General features: G+C 67.5%; 15 protein-coding genes and 1 tRNA gene. 7 read left to right on the top strand and 9 right to left on the bottom strand.

Going from position 1 to position 15,736, the window contains the following annotated elements:
* Positions 1-56 precede the first annotated feature (56 nt).
* Positions 57-809 (bottom strand): adenylyl-sulfate kinase, encoded by a 753-nt coding sequence (locus tag KF889_13680; GenBank protein ID MBX3500494.1) that lies wholly within the window; start codon positions 807-809, stop codon positions 57-59.
* Between the two features lie 355 nt (positions 810-1,164).
* Between KF889_13680 and KF889_13685 the strand changes: the two genes are divergently transcribed.
* The 6 genes from KF889_13685 to KF889_13710 all read left to right on the top strand — a co-directional run bounded on the left by KF889_13685 (position 1,165) and on the right by KF889_13710 (position 6,030).
* Positions 1,165-2,544 carry an aryl-sulfate sulfotransferase gene (locus tag KF889_13685; GenBank protein MBX3500495.1) on the top strand — a complete coding sequence of 460 codons (1,380 nt, stop codon included), beginning with the start codon at positions 1,165-1,167 and terminating at the stop codon, positions 2,542-2,544.
* A 97-nt stretch (positions 2,545-2,641) separates the two neighbouring features.
* The gene (locus KF889_13690; GenBank protein ID MBX3500496.1) at positions 2,642-2,899 is read left to right on the top strand and encodes a hypothetical protein; all 258 of its coding nucleotides are present in this window, start codon (positions 2,642-2,644) and stop codon (positions 2,897-2,899) included.
* 13 nt (positions 2,900-2,912) lie between these two features.
* Complete coding sequence (locus KF889_13695) at positions 2,913-3,629, top strand: hypothetical protein (protein MBX3500497.1); 717 nt, start codon at positions 2,913-2,915, stop codon at positions 3,627-3,629.
* Positions 3,630-3,706: 77 nt separating this feature from the next.
* Entirely contained in the window at positions 3,707-4,750 is a 1,044-nt protein-coding gene (locus tag KF889_13700; protein MBX3500498.1) for a sulfotransferase, read from the top strand.
* A 162-nt stretch (positions 4,751-4,912) separates the two neighbouring features.
* A tRNA-Leu gene (locus KF889_13705) sits at positions 4,913-4,999 on the top strand.
* A 164-nt stretch (positions 5,000-5,163) separates the two neighbouring features.
* A complete protein-coding gene (locus KF889_13710) occupies positions 5,164-6,030 on the top strand; it encodes a Ku protein (GenBank protein MBX3500499.1) in 867 nt (288 codons plus the stop codon).
* 64 nt (positions 6,031-6,094) lie between these two features.
* Here the strand turns inward: KF889_13710 and KF889_13715 are convergent, their stop codons facing one another.
* From KF889_13715 to KF889_13740, 6 genes are all read right to left on the bottom strand, one after another.
* On the bottom strand, positions 6,095-6,319 hold the full coding sequence (locus KF889_13715) for a hypothetical protein (GenBank protein MBX3500500.1): 225 nt from the start codon (positions 6,317-6,319) through the stop codon (positions 6,095-6,097).
* Between the two features lie 434 nt (positions 6,320-6,753).
* Positions 6,754-7,728, bottom strand: coding sequence for a dipeptide ABC transporter ATP-binding protein (locus tag KF889_13720; GenBank protein ID MBX3500501.1), 975 nt, complete (start codon positions 7,726-7,728; stop codon positions 6,754-6,756).
* Positions 7,725-8,762: an ABC transporter ATP-binding protein gene (locus tag KF889_13725; protein MBX3500502.1), complete on the bottom strand. Its 1,038-nt coding sequence runs from the start codon at positions 8,760-8,762 to the stop codon at positions 7,725-7,727. Before KF889_13725 ends, KF889_13720 begins: the two co-directional genes overlap by 4 nt.
* A gap of 2 nt (positions 8,763-8,764) precedes the next feature.
* Positions 8,765-9,715 (bottom strand): ABC transporter permease, encoded by a 951-nt coding sequence (locus KF889_13730; protein ID MBX3500503.1) that lies wholly within the window; start codon positions 9,713-9,715, stop codon positions 8,765-8,767.
* Complete coding sequence (locus tag KF889_13735) at positions 9,681-10,556, bottom strand: ABC transporter permease (protein ID MBX3500504.1); 876 nt, start codon at positions 10,554-10,556, stop codon at positions 9,681-9,683. Before KF889_13735 ends, KF889_13730 begins: the two co-directional genes overlap by 35 nt.
* Positions 10,557-10,685: 129 nt before the next feature.
* Positions 10,686-12,476 (bottom strand): peptide ABC transporter substrate-binding protein, encoded by a 1,791-nt coding sequence (locus KF889_13740; protein MBX3500505.1) that lies wholly within the window; start codon positions 12,474-12,476, stop codon positions 10,686-10,688.
* A 204-nt stretch (positions 12,477-12,680) separates the two neighbouring features.
* Here KF889_13740 and KF889_13745 point away from each other — a divergent pair, with 204 nt between their 5' ends.
* Positions 12,681-13,913, top strand: a complete 1,233-nt coding sequence (locus KF889_13745) for a PLP-dependent aminotransferase family protein (GenBank protein ID MBX3500506.1) — start codon at positions 12,681-12,683, stop codon at positions 13,911-13,913.
* Between the two features lie 118 nt (positions 13,914-14,031).
* Here KF889_13745 and KF889_13750 read toward each other — a convergent pair whose 3' ends face one another.
* Together KF889_13750 and KF889_13755 are read right to left on the bottom strand one after the other, a co-directional pair.
* Positions 14,032-14,841 (bottom strand): alpha/beta fold hydrolase, encoded by an 810-nt coding sequence (locus KF889_13750; protein ID MBX3500507.1) that lies wholly within the window; start codon positions 14,839-14,841, stop codon positions 14,032-14,034.
* On the bottom strand, positions 14,838-15,659 hold the full coding sequence (locus KF889_13755; GenBank protein MBX3500508.1) for an aldo/keto reductase: 822 nt from the start codon (positions 15,657-15,659) through the stop codon (positions 14,838-14,840). The genes KF889_13750 and KF889_13755 overlap by 4 nt, the downstream gene beginning before the upstream one ends.
* Positions 15,660-15,736 lie beyond the last annotated feature (77 nt).

Consider the following 15,736-nt stretch of genomic DNA (forward strand, 5'->3'; position numbering starts at 1 on the left):
GTCGATCGCATCCGGATCCGGCCCTGCCGGACGCTCTGACGCTGGCGCCGGCAGCGTCACGCCCGGGCCGCGATCCGGGCACGCATGTCGGTCGCCGAGATCGCCTCCAGACCGTTGGGCAGTTCGATACGCTCGATCGCGTAGCCGACCTGGCGGCCGTAGAAGACGTTGGTGATGTTGGGCAGCGGCACGACGATATACCGGCCGCGGTGGTGGGACAGCCCGCGCTCGATGCGGTCCTTCACCGCCTCGAAGGCATAGGGGTTGCTGCCGTCCATGCCGTGCGTATCGCGCACCCCGATGCAGGCCTGGCCGACGCGATGCAGCCCCTCCTCGATCAGCGCCCTGTGGCCGTCATGGAATGGCTGCCAGCGACCGATGAACAGCGCCGTCGGACGCTGCGGGTCGAACACCGGATGCAGGCGCTGGGCGATGGTCTCCGCCCAGTGCTCGGGCGAGCCTCGCTGCGTGACGCGCACGTCGGGGCGCTCGGGCGGCACGAACATGGCGTTGGTGTCCTCGAACCGGCTGCGCTCGATGCGGTCGAGCCAGACGACGAACGCGTCGCCGAACGCGGCGCGCGTCTCGGGCGTCGGACAGATGAAATCAGCGATCGCGAAGCCGCCGGTCTTCAGCACCTGGTCGCACAGCCAGCCCATGCGGCGGGCCTGCTCGATGCGGTCGGGCAGCGAGAAGCCGAGATCCTTGTTCACGTTCGCGCGAACCTCGTCGGCGTCGAACAGGACGGCGTTGAGCCGCCGCGCCAGCACGCGGGCCAAGGTCGTCTTGCCGGCACCGGGCAGGCCCATCACCAGAATCTTGCGGGCAATCTCGTGCATGGCACGGGTTCTCCTCTTGCGTTGCGTAAGGTTCGTGCCGGCCACGTCGCGACTGCTTCGTCGACGGCCGAATCGAGCATCAGCTCTTGGCCATTTTGGGACTGCGCCGGCGCATGGCGCGGGGCGACCGCGTGCATGAACTGTCACGCACGCAACGCGGCGGGCACATGAGGCGTTGCAGTCCTGCGAGGGCCACTTGCGCCACAATCGCGCGCGGTGCACGCGGGGGTACCGTGCTGACCCGGTCACCGAAGCGCGCCAGTGAACGGGTGTATGCGGGTCCCCGTCGACGACGACGCGTGTGCAATCGGCGTGGAGACATGCGATGAGCCCGGCACCTGCGCCTCCGTCCTCCGAGACCGACGCTCCGGCGGGCGCCGGCGCGCGAGGCTGGTATGCGGTGCTGGCACCTCTGTGCGTCGGCTTCGTCGCCTTCGTCGTCGGCAGCTTGACGATGTATCTGAGTCTGTTCCCGGCCGAGGCGATGCGCCGCTCATTCCAGGGCGGCCTGGCGCTGTACGACCGCGTGGTCGTGAACAGCGATCCATTGATGACAGATTTCTGGCAGCCAGCACGAACCGACGGGCGCGGCGTCCTACGGCATGACCCGGAGCGCGCCCACCAGGGGCTGACGCTCTATTCGTCGAGTCACGATCATCGCGTCTTCTTGATCGACATGTCCGGGCGCGTGGTGCACGAGTGGTTCGTGCCCTACAGCCGGGTGTGGGAGAGAGGCGGCAAGGTCTCGCATCCAAGGGCCGACCCCTTCGTCCACATCGAGAAAGCGCACTTGCTGCCCGGCGGCGATCTGCTGGTGATGTACACCGCGGTCGGCGACACGCCTTGGGGCTACGGCCTGGCCAAGGTCGACCGCAACGGCCGCGTCATCTGGAAGTATCTCGGCAATGCCCATCACGACTTCGCGCTGGATACGGCCGGTAACATCTTCGTGCTGACGCACGAGGTCACCAAAAGGGATCTGCCGGGGTTCGGGCATCTGAACAAGCCGCGCATAGACGACTTCATCGTCAAGCTGGCGCCCGACGGGCGCGTCCTGCAGAAATTGTGGCTTACCGGCGTCTTCGCTCAGTCCCGCTTCGGCCATCGCCTGCACTACAGCTCGTGGTGGGCGCATGTCATGAACGGCGACTACCTGCACACCAACTCCATCCAGATCCTGGAAGACGCGGTGCCGGGCATCGCCGGCAGCGGGTCCGGCCAGGCACTGGTATCGATGCGCGACATCAGCACCATCGCCCTGATCGACATGACCGCCGAGAAAGCCGTGTGGGCCGCAGCAGGCCCGTGGCTGCGGCAGCACGACGCGCAGGTTCTGCCCGGTGGACGCATCCTGTTGTTCGACAACGAAGGGGCAGTCGGCGGGCCTGGCCCGTCGCGCGTGCTGGAATTCGATCCCGGGAGCCACAAGGTCAACTGGAGCTACGGCGACCGGCCGGGCGAGGCGCTCGACAGCGCCACACGATCGAGCCAGAGCCGGCTGGACAACGGCAACACGCTGATCGTCGAATCCCGGGCCGGCCGCCTGATCGAGGTGACGCGGACGGGCGACATCGTGTGGGAGTTCGTGAATCCGGTGCGCCGCGGTGCCGGCAACGAGCGGATTCCGATCATCTTCTGGGTCCAGCGCCTGGATCCGCAGCGCGATCTTGCGCCCGCGTTCCGGGACAGCCTCGCCCTGGAGTGACGGCGCAACCTTTTGCCGAGGCGATGACTTCTGAAGGGCCGGAAGCCGCGGCATGCGTTCGCATTGTGCATCAGTATGCGTAGAGGAGGATCAAACGATGGCCACCATCCGCCTTCCCGCCGTGACGCTGCTTGTGTTGGTGGTCGCGACGCCCGCCTGGGCCTATGTCGGGCCCGGCGCCGGCCTCTCCCTGCTGGGTGCGTTCGTTGCACTGCTGTCCGCCATCGTGGCCGCGGTCGCGTTTCTGGTGCTGTGGCCCTTGCGCATGCGCCGTGCCCGCAGGGCGCGCACCCGCGCCGGCGACATCGAGCGGGCGACGGAGCAGGGCCGTGTGAATCCGGACGGCTCGTCCTGACGTCCGGTGGCTCTTGAGCCTGCTCGATCTGCCCCTGGAGGTGCTGTCGTGGGCCGATGCGGCGATCGACGCGCCGCCGGTCATGCGCGTCATAGCCTGGGGGGTGGTCGCCGGCGCCATCTCGATGGGAGTGTACCGGCTGCTGTCGCCTCAGGCGCGCCTGGTCCGCATGTCGGACGAGGCGCACCGCCTGCAGGCGACGCTGCGGCGCGAGGATACGGCGATGCGGGAGGGTGTGAGCGCGGCGCGCCGGCTACTGTCGCTCGCCCTGGCCCGCATCGGACTGGCATCCGGGCCGACCGTGGCAGGCGCCATACCTGTGCTCTGCCTGATGGTATGGCTGCAGATCCACCACGCCTACGATCTGCCGCCGCCGGATGAGGTGCCGGTCGTCCGCGTACGGCCGGAGGGCGCGCACGTCCGATGGGTCGCCGATCGCGCCGCGCCGCCACGCGTCGAAGTGACCGACGGCATCGACCAGATACTGCAGTCGGTGTCGCTGGTCGTGCCGATGCCGGTGGTGCACAAGCGCCTCTGGTGGAGCGGCCTGATCGGCAACCCGCTGGGCTATCTCGACGACGACAGCCCGGCGGAGCGCATCGAGATCGGCCTGCCGCCGAAGCGCTACCTGGAGGTTGGGCCGGACTGGGTGCGCGGCTGGGAGGCGCCTTTCCTGGCGAGCCTGCTGGTGGTGTCGCTCGGTCTCAAGTTCGCGTTCCGCATCCGATGACAATGCACGCCAGAGGCGGCACGGATCCGTATGCCGGCTTCCACGTCGATCGCTGGCTCGACTGGCTCGGCGGCTGGATGTCGAGGCGGTCCGGCCTGATGCGTCGGATCGGCGACTTCGAAACGCGCCGGTTGGCGCCCGAGCTGGACGGCGTGGCGATCCGTGCGCCGATCTTTATCTGCGGCCTGGCACGGTCGGGCACCACCATCCTGCTGGAAACCCTGGCCGCCCACCCGGATACGGTGACTCACCGCTACCGCGACTATCCCGGCGTTCTGGCACCGGTGTTCTGGGACCACGTCGCTTCGCGGCTCTATGCCGGCCGGACCGAGGCGCGCGAGCGCGCCCACGGCGACGGAATCGCGGTGACACCCGACAGTCCCGAGGCGATCGAGGAAATGCTGTGGATGGCCTTCCATCCGCGCAGCCACGATCCGGCACACGACAACTCGTTGGGGCGCGGCAGCGTGGCGCCGGATTTCGCGGCGCGCTATCGCGATCATATCCGCAAGCTGCTGTGGCTGCGCCGCGGATCGCGCTACCTGTCGAAGGGCAACTACAACACGGCACGGCTGGAGGCCCTGATCGATCTGTTCCCGGATGCGCGCTTCTTCGTCCCGGTCCGCGAGCCGGTCGCCCACATCGCCTCGCTGGTGCGCCAGCACGCGCGCTTCTGCGTCGCCGAGGCACGCCATCCGGCGGCGTTGCGCTACATGCAGCGGATCGGCCACTTCGAGTTCGGGCTCGACCGGCGGCCGCTCAACCTGGGCGACGGCGCGATGGTGGCCGAGATCCAGCGCCTGTGGCGCCAGGGCCGGGAGGTCGAGGGCTGGAGCCTGTACTGGTCCGGCGTGCACGCCTTCATCGCCGATCGACTGGCCCGCGATTCTGCCCTGCGTGGGTCGGTTGCCGTCGTCCGGTTCGAGGACCTTTGTGCGGAGCCGACCACCACCCTGAACCACGTGCTGGCCCATGCCGGCCTGCCGGCGAGCGACGCGTGGGTCAGCGAGCACGCCGCGCGCCTGCGCGCGCCCGACTACTACAGCATCTCCCTTGACGCGGCCGAGCGCCAGACGATCCGCCGCCTCACCGCCGCCGTGGCCGCCCGGTTCGGGTACTGAGTTCTCCGCACCTTAGCTTCCCCCGCTCCGCGGTTGCGGCAAAGGGCACATCTCGGAGCAAATCTCGGCGGTGCGGGCGCAATCCCCTTCAGCGCAAGTGGTAGGTACCCGCTTGCGGATGCAGCCGTAGTCCTACTAGATCACCAGCCATCTGCACTCCTGGCGGGCGTGGCGAAACTGGTAGCCGCACGAGACTTAAAATCTCGAGACCGAAAGGTTGTGCCGGTTCGAGTCCGGCCGCCCGCACCACCGTTGCGTCTACCGACTCCGTCAACCCCCGGTGCGCCGCCCTGGCGCGCCGGCCATATCTTGTGTTGGGTTCACGGCGCGTTCTCCAACGACTGGCGGCCGCCAAGCCATTGCAACGACTCGCTTTTTCGCGAGTTGACTCGCTCGTTCCACAGGAGGCGGCGATGGCGGCGAGACCGACGTGGCAGGGACATCTTCGGCTGTCGCTGGTGACCTGTCCGGTGGCCCTCTACAAGGCGACCGAGGCGCGGACCGGGGTCAGCTTCAACCTGATCAACCCGCGCACCAAGAGCAGGGTCAAGCAGGTGCTGACCGACGCCTCGACCGGCGAGCCGATCGACCGCAAGGAGCTGGTGAAGGGTTTCGCCATCGCCAAGGACGAGTACGTGCTGATCGACCCCGAGGAGATCGATGCATTGAAGGTCGAGTCGACCAAGATCATCGACATCGAGCGCTTCGTCGAGCTTCAGGCGATCGACCGCATCTACTGGGACGAGCCCTACTACCTCGTGCCCGACGGCAAGACCGGAATCGAGGCCTTCGCCGTGATCCGCGACGCCATGCGTGAGAAGGAGCGTGTCGGCCTGGGCCGTGTCGTGCTCAGTCAGCGCGAACGCACCGTCGCGCTCGAGCCGCGCGATGATCTGATCCTGCTGACCACGCTGCGCGCCCATGACGAGGTGCGCGACCCCGACGAACTCGTGGCGCTGCCCAAGGTGCCCAGGACGGGGCGGGCAATGCTCGACATCGCCGACAAGATCATCGAGCAGCAGCAGGGCGATTTCGCGCCGGCGCAGTTCGTCGATCGCTACGAGGACGCGGTGCGCGCCCTGATCGAGCGCAAGCGCAAGGGCCAGAAGCCGGTACACGCCGAGAAGCCGTCGCACGCGGAGGAGAGCAACGTCGTCGACCTCATGGAGGCGTTGCGTCGCAGCATCGGCGCCAGACCGGCGCGGCGAAGCGAGAGTGTGCGCAGAGCACCACGCCCGAAGAAGCGCCGGTCGCCGAAACGACAGCGCAAGGCCGCCTGACGCGCGACGGGCGCCGCACCCGCGACGCCCGTCCCGCGTTGAAGCCGGCCAAGCCTAGCCCGAGCTAATACGTCGTGCGCTCCGTGCGCCAGACTCCGTAGGAATCGTAATAGCCCGGCGAGTAGTAGTTGTAGTAGCGCGGCTCGCGCACCGTCACGACCGGCGTGACCGTGTAGGTCGTCGTATAGGCCGGCGCCGGCGCGTGATAGTAGGTGGTGCGCGTTTCGACCGGCCCGCAGGCGCCCAGCAGAGCGGCGGCGGCCGACCCGATCAGCAACGTGCGAATCATGCGAGATCTCCTTGCTAGGCGTTTCACGCCCCGGCAAGCCGGGACGCATCGACGCGTGCCCGAATAACGTGGCACCGTCAGCGCCGGTTGCCGCCACTGACGGGGCGACGATGTGGCGGAGTCGGGGCGGCCGGAACAATCCCTTCGGGCCCGCGTTGAAGGGCCGATCTGCGGAGACATCATCTGCGCGAGGAGGTCCCATGCACAGTGATTTGCCGGCTCAGCGTATGGCGAGCGGCATCCTCATCGGCAACCTGATCATCGCGGGCCTGGCCATCGGCAGCCTGCTGATGCTGATCGCGGCCGTCTGGATCGCGGCGATCTCCTGAACGTGTCATCCGTCAGTCGCCGTCATCCCGAGCGAAAAGCGAGGGATCCAGGGCGGGTCCTGGATCCCTCGCTTTTCGCTCGGGATGACAGTTGGAGTGGGAGCGTCAGCTTCTGAGGTGACAGGATACCCAATGACCCTGCGCGGTCTGCTTGAGGTGCGGCACGTCCTTGGAGCAGCGCTCGACGGCGATCGGACAGCGCGTGTGAAAGTGGCACCCTGAGGGTGGCCGGATCGGGTTGGGCACGTCGCCCTGCAGCACGATGCGCTTGCGCTTGGCCTTGGGATCGGGGATCGGCACGGCCGAGAGCAGCGCCTCCGTGTAGGGGTGCTTGGGATTGGCGTAGAGATCCTTGGCCGTCGCGACCTCGACCACCCGGCCCAGATACATCACCGCGACGCGGTCGCTGATGTGCTCGACCACGCTCAGATCGTGGGCGATGAACAGGTAGGTGAGGCCGAACTTCTCCTGCAGATCCTCGAGCAGGTTGATGACCTGCGCCTGCACCGACACGTCGAGGGCGGAAACCGGCTCGTCGCAGACGATCAGCTTGGGCTCGACGGCGAGCGCACGCGCGATGCCTATGCGCTGGCGCTGGCCGCCGGAGAACTCGTGCGGGTAGCGGTGCATGTATTCCGGGCGCAGGCCCACGGTCTCCAGCAGCCCGACGACGCGCTCCTCGATCTCCTTGTTGTTCTTCGCGAGGTTATGGATCTGCAGTGCCTCGCCGATGATGCCGCCCACCGTCAGTCGCGGGTTGAGCGAGGCATATGGGTCCTGGAAGATGATCTGCATGTCGCGGCGCAAGGCGCGCAGCTTCTCGCCGCCCATCTGGCGCACGTCCTGGCCCTGGAACCAGATCTCGCCCGAGGTCGGCTCGATCAGCCTCAGGATGCAACGGCCGGTCGTCGACTTGCCGCAGCCGGACTCGCCGACGACGCCCAGCGTCTCGCCCTGGGCAACCTCCAGGCTGACGCCGTCGACGGCATGCACATGATCGACGATGCGCGAGAGCACGCCGCCACGCACGGCGAAGTGCTTCTTGAGGTCCTTGACCTTCAGCAAGGGCTCGGCGCTCATGCCGCGATACTCCCGATCCCCTGGCCTTCGTAGAGAATGCACGCCACCCGGTGGCCGGGCGCGACCTCGATCAGCGGCGGCTGGCCTTCGAGACATTGGGCGCGGGCGAACTTGCAGCGCGCGGCGAAGCGGCAGCCTGTCGGCGGATTGAGCAGGCTGGGCACGGTGCCCGGGATCTGCTCCAGCCGCTCGTGCCCGCGCTGGCTCGAATCGACACGGGGGATCGAGCGGATCAGGCCCTGGGTGTAGGGGTGGCGCGGGTTCTCGAACAGTGCCTCGACCGGCGCTTCCTCGGCCACCTTGCCGGCGTACATCACGACCACGCGCTGCGCCGTCTCGGCGACCACGCCCATGGCGTGGGTGATCAGCATGATCGACATGCCGAAGCGTTCCTTCATGTCGGCCAGCAGCTCGAGGATCTGCGCCTGGATGGTGACGTCGAGCGCCGTGGTCGGCTCGTCGGCGATCAGCAGCTGCGGCTTGCAGGCCAGCGCCATGGCGATCATCACGCGCTGGCGCATGCCGCCGGAGAACTGGTGCGGGTAGTCGTTGACCCGCCGCGCCGCGTTGGGGATCTGCACCAGGCGCAGCATCTCGACGGCGCCGTCCATCGCCGCCTTGCGCGACAGCTTCTCGTGCAGGCGCAGCGACTCGGCGATCTGGTCGCCCACGGTGTAGACCGGGTTCAGCGAGGTCATCGGCTCCTGGAAGATCATGCCGATCTCGCGGGCGCGGATCTTGTCCATCTCGGTCGCGTCCAGGGGCACAAGATTGCGGCCGCGCCACAACACCTGGCCCTCGACGATGCGGCCCGGCGGCATGTCGATCAGCTTCAGCACGGTGCGCGCCGTCACCGTCTTGCCGCAGCCCGACTCGCCTACCACCGCAAGTGTCTCGCCCTTGGCGATGTGCAGGCTGATGCCGTCCACCGCGCGCACCATGCCGTCCTCGGTGGCGAACCAGGTCTTCAGCCCGCGAATGTCGAGAAGGGGCGCTTCCGTCTCGGCCGCGCCCGCGTCATCTGCCAACGTCATGCTCATCCAATCACCCGGCGCGGATCGAGGGCGTCGCGCAGGCCGTCGCCGATGAAATTGATGGCGAGCACGGCCAGGAAGATCGCGGTGCCGGGAAACAGGGCCCAGTGCGGCGCGATATCGAGATAGTCCTTGGCGTCGAACAGCACGCGGCCCCAGGTCGGGATGTCCGGCGGGAAGCCGAGACCCAGGAAGCTGAGCGTCGATTCGGCGATGATCGCGGCGGCCACGTCGATGGTCCCGGCGACGATCACCGGACCCAGCGCGTTGGGCAGGATATGGCGGACCACCATGCGCGCCTTCGATGCACCCAGCGCGCGCGCGGCCTCGACGAACTCCTTCTCGCGCAGGGACAGGAACTGGGCCCGCACCAGCCGCGCCACCGGCATCCAGCGCAGGCCGCCGATGACGATGATGATCAGCACGAAGGTTCCGCCCTCGGGGCCCATCACGGCCTTGAGCTTGTCGCGGAACAGATAGATCACCAGCAGCAGCAGCGGCAGCGCCGGCAGCGACAGGAACAGATCGGTCAGCCACATCAGGAAGGCATCGACGCGGCCGCTCGACATGCCCGATATGGCGCCGATCAGTATGCCGACCGAGACGGCGACGACCATCGCCGCCAGACCGACGGCGAGCGAGATGCGCCCGCCATAGAGCAGCCGCGCCAGCAAATCCTGGCCGAGATCGTCGGTGCCCAGCGGATGGGCAAGCGAGGGCCCCTCCAGCTTGGCACCGAAGTCGATCTCGTTGATCGGCAGCCGCCAGACCAGGGGTCCGAGCAAGATGGCGAGCACCATCAGCAGCAGGACGCCGAGGCTGACCACGGCCAGCCGGTGACGGCGGAAGCGACGCCAGGCGTCGGCCGCCGGCGAGAAGTGCGGCGCGGGCCGGGCGGCGGCGACGGCCGCCGGCGCCTCAGCGGAAAGCGATGCGGGGGTCGAGCCAGCCATAGAGGATGTCTGCGATGAGGTTGAAGAGGATGACGAGGCAGGCGAACACGAAGGTGACACCCATGACCACCGGGGTGTCGTTCGACAGCATGGCCGAGATCAGCAGCGAGCCGATGCCGGGCACGCGGAAGATCTGCTCGGTGACGATGGCGCCGCCGAAGACGATGGGCATCTGCAGCGCCACCAGCGTGACCACGGGGATCAGCGCGTTGCGCACGACATGCTTGGTGATCACCTTGCGCTCGCCGATGCCCTTGGACCGGGCGGTGGTGACGTAGTCGAGCTTGATCACGTCGAGCACGGCGGAACGCACATATCGTACCAGCGAGGCGCCCTGGAACAGGCCCAGCACCGCGACCGGCATGATCGACTGCTTGATGTGCTCCCAGATCCACGGCAGGCCCGATCCGGGGATGTCGGCGCGGTAGACAAAGGGCAGCCAGTCGAGCTGGATGCTGAACAGCAGGATCAGCAGCAGGCCGGTGAAGAAGGTCGGCAGCGAGAAGCCGATGAAGGCGAAGGTGTTGGCCACCTGGTCGAACAGCGAGTACGGCCGCGTCGCGGCCAGCACGCCGATCGGAATGGCGACGACGATGGCGAGGATCTGCGAGGAACCGATCACCACCAGGGTGGTCGGCAGACGCTGCAGGATCAGCTGATCGACATCCATGCGGCTGGTGAAGGAGAACCCCCAGTCGCCCTGGAGCATCGCCCCCAGCCAGTGGATGTAACGCAGCCAGACCGGGTCATCGAGCCCGAACTTGGCGCGCAAGGCCATGCGAACCTCCGGCGGGATCGCCGGATTCATCGCCAGTTCCTCGAAGGGATCGCCCGGCGCCATCGCCAGCACCCCGAACAGCACCACGCTGATGCCGAACAGGGCCGGGATGGCGATCAGGAGGCGCCGGATCAGGTACTGCCTTGACACCGGCGCCTCCGCTCATCGCTCACGTGGATCACGCTGCTGGTCTCAGGCTTCCTTGTACCAGTCGGAGAGATCCCAGGTGTTGTTGTCCCAGCCGCTGATGACATTGCGCAGCTGGTTGCTGGAGCCCGACACGCCCGGCCGGTAGACGACGGGGATGACGACCTGGTTCTTCACGGCAAGATCCTGGCAGGCGATCAGCATCCCGGCCCGCTTGACCGGGTCGAGCTCGACCTGGGCCTGCCTGTAGATCTTGTCGTACTCCTCGCTGCGCCAGCGCGTGATGTTGCGGCCCTGCCACTTGTTCTCCTTGGTGGCGACCTCCCACGACGTGAACTGCAGCAGGAAGACCTCGGGGTCGGGCTGCGACATGGTCGTCGTGTACATCTGCAGGTCGGTGAAGAACTTGGTGTAGGTGTCGGGGTTGGCGACGTCCGACGAGAAGTACACCGAAGCCGTCACCGCCTTGATCTCGATGTCGATGCCGGCCTTCTGGCAGGCCTGCTTGACGATCGCCTGCGTCTTCTGGCGCGGCTGGTTGATCGAGGTCTGGTAGACGAATTTCAGCTTCTTGCCATCCTTCGCCCGGATGCCGTCGGAACCCTTCTTCCAGCCGGCCTTCTCGAGGATGTCGTTGGCCTTCTCGATGCTGAATTCCTTCACCGTGTTCTTCGAGCGGAAGCGCTCCGGGTTGTTGACGAAGTTCGCCGTCGCCGGGCCGGTGCGCCCGTAGATGTGCTTCTCGACCGAGTCGCGATCGACCAGCAGGGCGAGCGCCTGGGCGACGGCCCTGTCCGACAGGGTCGGATGCTTGCTCTTCAGGCTCGAGCGCTCGCCGTCGACCTCGGTCCACGGGTCGGTCTGGTTGACCTGGATGTGCTCGATGTTGCCGGTGGGCGCGATGTTGACCCGGCCCTTGCCGCCCTTCTCCAGGCGCTGGAGGATCTCGTCCTCGACCTGCAGGTTCCAGGCGAAGTCGTACTCGCCGGTCTGCAGCACGGCGCGCGCCGCTGAGACCGCGTCACCGCCGCCCTTCAGCTCGATGGCGTCGAAGTACGGCTTGTTGGGCTGGTGGTAGTTCGGGTTGATGACGCCCGAGACTGCGTCGCCCGGCTTGAAGTCCTTGAACATGTACGGGCCGGTGCCGACCGGCTTGAGGTTGGTCGGCGCCTCGCGCGACTTGCTGCCGATATAGTCGGCGAACAGGTGCTTGGGGATGATCATGCCGCGCGTGCCGACGAACGCGTCGGCCCAGAACGGCGTCGGCTTGTCGAAGATCACCTTGACCGTGAAGTCGTCGACCTTCTCGACCTTGATGTCCTTGTAGGTGCCGCTGGTCACCGCCGCGGTCGCCGGGTCGCTGGAGTATTGCCAGTTGAACACCACGTCGTCGGCGGTGAACGGCTTGCCGTCGTGCCACTTCACGCCCTGCTTCAGCTTCCAGATCACCGACTTGCCGTCGGCCGCCAGCCCGCCGTTCTCGCGGCTGGGAATTTCCGCCGCCAGCTTGGGCTTGAGATTGCCTTCCGGATCCCATGCCGCGAGCGGCTCGTAGAAGATGCGCGAGCCGTCCTGGTCCTTGGTACCGACGGCGAAATGCGGGTTCAGCAGGGTCGGGCCCTGCCACCACAGCACCTTCAGCGTGCCGCCGCCGCCGCGCTTGGTCGGTTTGTAGGCGGCCCGCGACTGCGCCATCGCCACGCCGCCCGCGGCGAGCAGCTGCGTCGCCAGCGGCGCGGTCAGTCCGACGGCGGCCATCCTGCGCACGAAGGAACGTCGCGACAGCGAGCCCTTCTTGACGCGGTCAATCAAACCGCGCAGTTCACGCTCTTCCATGACCGAAACCCTCCTGGTCCATCCATTTGTTGTCCGTCAGCGCCCTGTCTCCCGGCAAGACGCATGCCAACACTGATCACATCAGTTCGGCGCGTCGCGGTCAACGCGTGATCGTCAGCTTTCCGCCGATTGCAGGACTGCACCGGTCGATTTTCCTGTCATGATCGGTTCAATCCATTCGGCAAACATGAGGAAGCGCTCGCGATGCCCGCCTTCGATTTCACGCCGCTGCTGGCCCCCGACCTACCGCCGCCGGCGGCGAAGTTCAACGGTTTCCCGCGCTACAACTTCGTCGGCGGCCACAACGATCCGGCGCAGATTCCCGTCGACGCATTGACGGCGGCGGCCAACGCCGTGCTGCGGCGCGAAGGCCGCACCCTGGCGACCTACGGCATGCAGAGCGGCCCGCTCGGCTACCGGCCGCTGCGCGAGTTCCTGTCGGCCAAGATGAAGCGCCACGCCGCCATCGCCTGCTCGCCCGACGACATCCTGATCACCAACGGCTCGCTGCAGGGCCTCGACCTGGTCAACGGCATCCTGCTGACGCCGGGCGACACGGTGCTGATCGAGCGCGACACCTATGGCGGCGCGCTCACGCGCCTGAACCGGCTCAAGGTCAACATCGTCGGCGTGCCGCTCGACAAGGAGGGCCTGATCCCCGAGGCGCTCGACAAGGCGCTCGCCGACCTCGCGGCGAAGGGCGTGAAGCCGAAATACATCTACACCATCCCCACGGTGCAGAATCCGACCGGCGCGGTCATGAGCGAGGCACGGCGCGCGGCGATCCTGAAGATCGCCGAGGCGCATGGCGTGCCGATCTTCGAGGATGAATGCTACTCGGACCTGGTGTGGGCCGGCGCGCGGCCGCCGGCGATCTACGCCATGACGAAGACCGACAACGTCATCCATATCGGCTCTTTCTCCAAGTCGATCGCGCCGGCCTTCCGCATCGGCTACATCGTCGCGCGTCCCGACCTGCTCTCGCGCATGCAGGCGCTGAAGACCGACGGCGGTTCGGGCGCGCTCGACCAGATGGTGCTGGCCGAGTTCTGCCAGGACCATTTCCATGACCACGTGCCGACGCTGTCCAAGGCGTTGCGCGGCAAGCTCGAGACGTTGATGGAATCGCTGTCGGAGCGTTTCGGCACCGCGGCGGAGTTCGACGATCCGCCGGGCGGCATCTTCCTGTGGATCAAGCTGCCCGACTCCGTCGATACGGTGAAGCTGGGCCAGGTGGCGCTGGCCGAGGGCGTGGCGCTGAACCCCGGCCCGGAATGGTCGACCGACAAGGCACGCGCGAAATGCCGCCTGCGCCTGTGCTTTGCCAACCCCGACCACGACACGATCCGTGCCGGCGTCGCCAAGCTGGCCGAGATCTGCCAGCGCGAGTTCGGCGTGCCGCTGCGCAGCGCCAATATCGAGGCGGCGAGGAGCTGATCTGGCGCGAGCCACACGACCTCCGCGAATGCGGCGGTCAGGCTAGGGCACTGCGTGCCCTGCGCGCTGTCATGGTCGTGCGCATTTCGCGGCCTCGCCGGCCGACGGATTTCTGCGCCTACGGCGTGACACGCCGGCTCAGGAAATCGCGCAATATGCGAGCACACTGGGGTCCGTGCGACGATGCCAACCCGTGACGCGCACCGGCGATCACCTGAAGCTCGCTGCCCGATACCGCGCGCAGGCGCTCGACCTGCTGCTCGACGGCGACGAACGGGCTGTCGTCGGGCGCCAGGATCAGCATCGGCACCCGAATGGTCGGCAGCGCCGCCGTGAGATCGGCGCCGACCAGCATGTCGACGAGGTCGGCGCAGGCGTGCGGCGCTGACTTGCGCTGCACATCGTGAAACCAGCGCGCCATCGGCTCGGACACGCCGCCAGGACGGAAGCGCAGCGGCATCAGGGTCTCGGACCACTTTTCCATGCCCAGACGCTCGACGTCGTCACGCAAAGCCTTGGAACGCTGGATCGCGCCACCGCGATGCGCCGCGGAAACCGTGGTGACGCTGGCCAGGGCCTCGGGGTGATGTGCCGCCATATGTATGCCAACCGTGCCGCCGGTCGACTCGCCGACGAAATGCACGCGTTCGGCGTCCACCGCCTTCATCACGTCGAGGACATCGCCGACGATCAGCTCGATCGACCACGGCGCGGCCTTCTTCGGCACGAAGGAACGACCGAAGCCGCGCAGATCGACGCGCACGACACGATAGCGGCCGGCCAGCTCGGGCAGCCACGTCACCCAGATGTCCGAGTCGATCGCCAGGCCATTGAGGAAGAGGATCGTCTCCTTCGCCGTCACCCAGGGCGGAACGATGTCGCAGACGTCGTAGTAGAGGTCGCCCTGCGGCCGCTCGAGGATCGTCATGCGATCGCCTCGACCATCCGCCGGATCAGCGCCGCGTCGGGCAGCGCGCCCGTGCCGGCCTGGGCATTGTCCCGCATGTGCGCGGGATTGGCAGTCCCGGGGATGGCGCAGGTCACCGCGGGATGGGCGAGCACGAACTTGAGCAGGATCTGCGGCCAGCTCGTGCAGCCGATCGCGGCCGCCCAATCGGGCAGGGCGCGGCCCTGCAGGCGGCGCGCCAGCCCGCCGCCGCCCAGCGGCCGGTTGACCAGCACCGCGATGCCCAGTTCCGCCGCCAGCGGCAGCAGCCGGCGCTCGGCGGCGCGGTCGTCCAGCGCGTAGTCGAGCTGGACGAAATCGGGCACTGCCGCGCGCATCACCGACTCGAGCTCGTCATGCGCCGAGGGCGTGTAATGGGTGATGCCGAGATAGCGCACGCGGCCCTCGGCCTTCCATGTCCGCAGCGTCTCCAGGTGCACGCGCCAGTCGACGAGATTGTGCACCTGGATCAGGTCGATGGTCGGGCCGCTCTTCATCAGCGCCATCGAGCGCTGCATCTCGCAGACCCCGGCCTCACGGCCGCGTGTCCAGACCTTGGTGGCGAGGAACGCTCTGGGCCGCCAGCCCTGCGCCGCCAGCAGATCGCCGCTCACCGCCTCGGCGCGGCCGTACATCGGCGAGGAATCGACCACCGAGCCGCCGGCCTCGAACAGCGCCTGCAGCACGCCGGCCAGCGAAGCGCGCGCCGCCGGGTCCGAACCGACGTCGAAGCCGCGCCAGGTGCCGCAACCGATCGCCGGCAGGGGCTCGCCGGTGGCGGGAATGGGTCGTGTCAGCATGGTCATGGCTCCCATGTAACATGGCGTTACGCAATGCCGTCCTGCCGCCCTTGCCAAATGAAACCGGCCCGTACCAA

The organism is Alphaproteobacteria bacterium (assembly GCA_019635875.1).
In the GTDB taxonomy this organism is placed as follows: Bacteria; Pseudomonadota; Alphaproteobacteria; order Reyranellales; family Reyranellaceae; genus JAFAZJ01.

Bases quoted from the DNA above. Each gene is read 5' to 3' on its own strand.
- KF889_13725 (MBX3500502.1), bottom strand. From the start codon at position 8,762: ATGACGTTGGCAGATGACGCGGGCGCGGCCGAGACGGAAGCGCCCCTT.
- KF889_13740 (MBX3500505.1), bottom strand. From the start codon at position 12,476: ATGGAAGAGCGTGAACTGCGCGGTTTGATTGACCGCGTCAAGAAGGGC.
- KF889_13745 (MBX3500506.1), top strand. From the start codon at position 12,681: ATGCCCGCCTTCGATTTCACGCCGCTGCTGGCCCCCGACCTACCGCCG.
- KF889_13720 (MBX3500501.1), bottom strand. From the start codon at position 7,728: ATGAGCGCCGAGCCCTTGCTGAAGGTCAAGGACCTCAAGAAGCACTTC.
- KF889_13755 (MBX3500508.1), bottom strand. From the start codon at position 15,659: ATGCTGACACGACCCATTCCCGCCACCGGCGAGCCCCTGCCGGCGATC.
- KF889_13730 (MBX3500503.1), bottom strand. From the start codon at position 9,715: ATGGCTGGCTCGACCCCCGCATCGCTTTCCGCTGAGGCGCCGGCGGCC.
- KF889_13690 (MBX3500496.1), top strand. From the start codon at position 2,642: ATGGCCACCATCCGCCTTCCCGCCGTGACGCTGCTTGTGTTGGTGGTC.
- KF889_13710 (MBX3500499.1), top strand. From the start codon at position 5,164: ATGGCGGCGAGACCGACGTGGCAGGGACATCTTCGGCTGTCGCTGGTG.
- KF889_13680 (MBX3500494.1), bottom strand. From the start codon at position 809: ATGGGCCTGCCCGGTGCCGGCAAGACGACCTTGGCCCGCGTGCTGGCG.
- KF889_13715 (MBX3500500.1), bottom strand. From the start codon at position 6,319: ATGATTCGCACGTTGCTGATCGGGTCGGCCGCCGCCGCTCTGCTGGGC.
- KF889_13685 (MBX3500495.1), top strand. From the start codon at position 1,165: ATGAGCCCGGCACCTGCGCCTCCGTCCTCCGAGACCGACGCTCCGGCG.
- KF889_13735 (MBX3500504.1), bottom strand. From the start codon at position 10,556: ATGGCGCCGGGCGATCCCTTCGAGGAACTGGCGATGAATCCGGCGATC.
- KF889_13700 (MBX3500498.1), top strand. From the start codon at position 3,707: ATGTCGAGGCGGTCCGGCCTGATGCGTCGGATCGGCGACTTCGAAACG.
- KF889_13750 (MBX3500507.1), bottom strand. From the start codon at position 14,841: ATGACGATCCTCGAGCGGCCGCAGGGCGACCTCTACTACGACGTCTGC.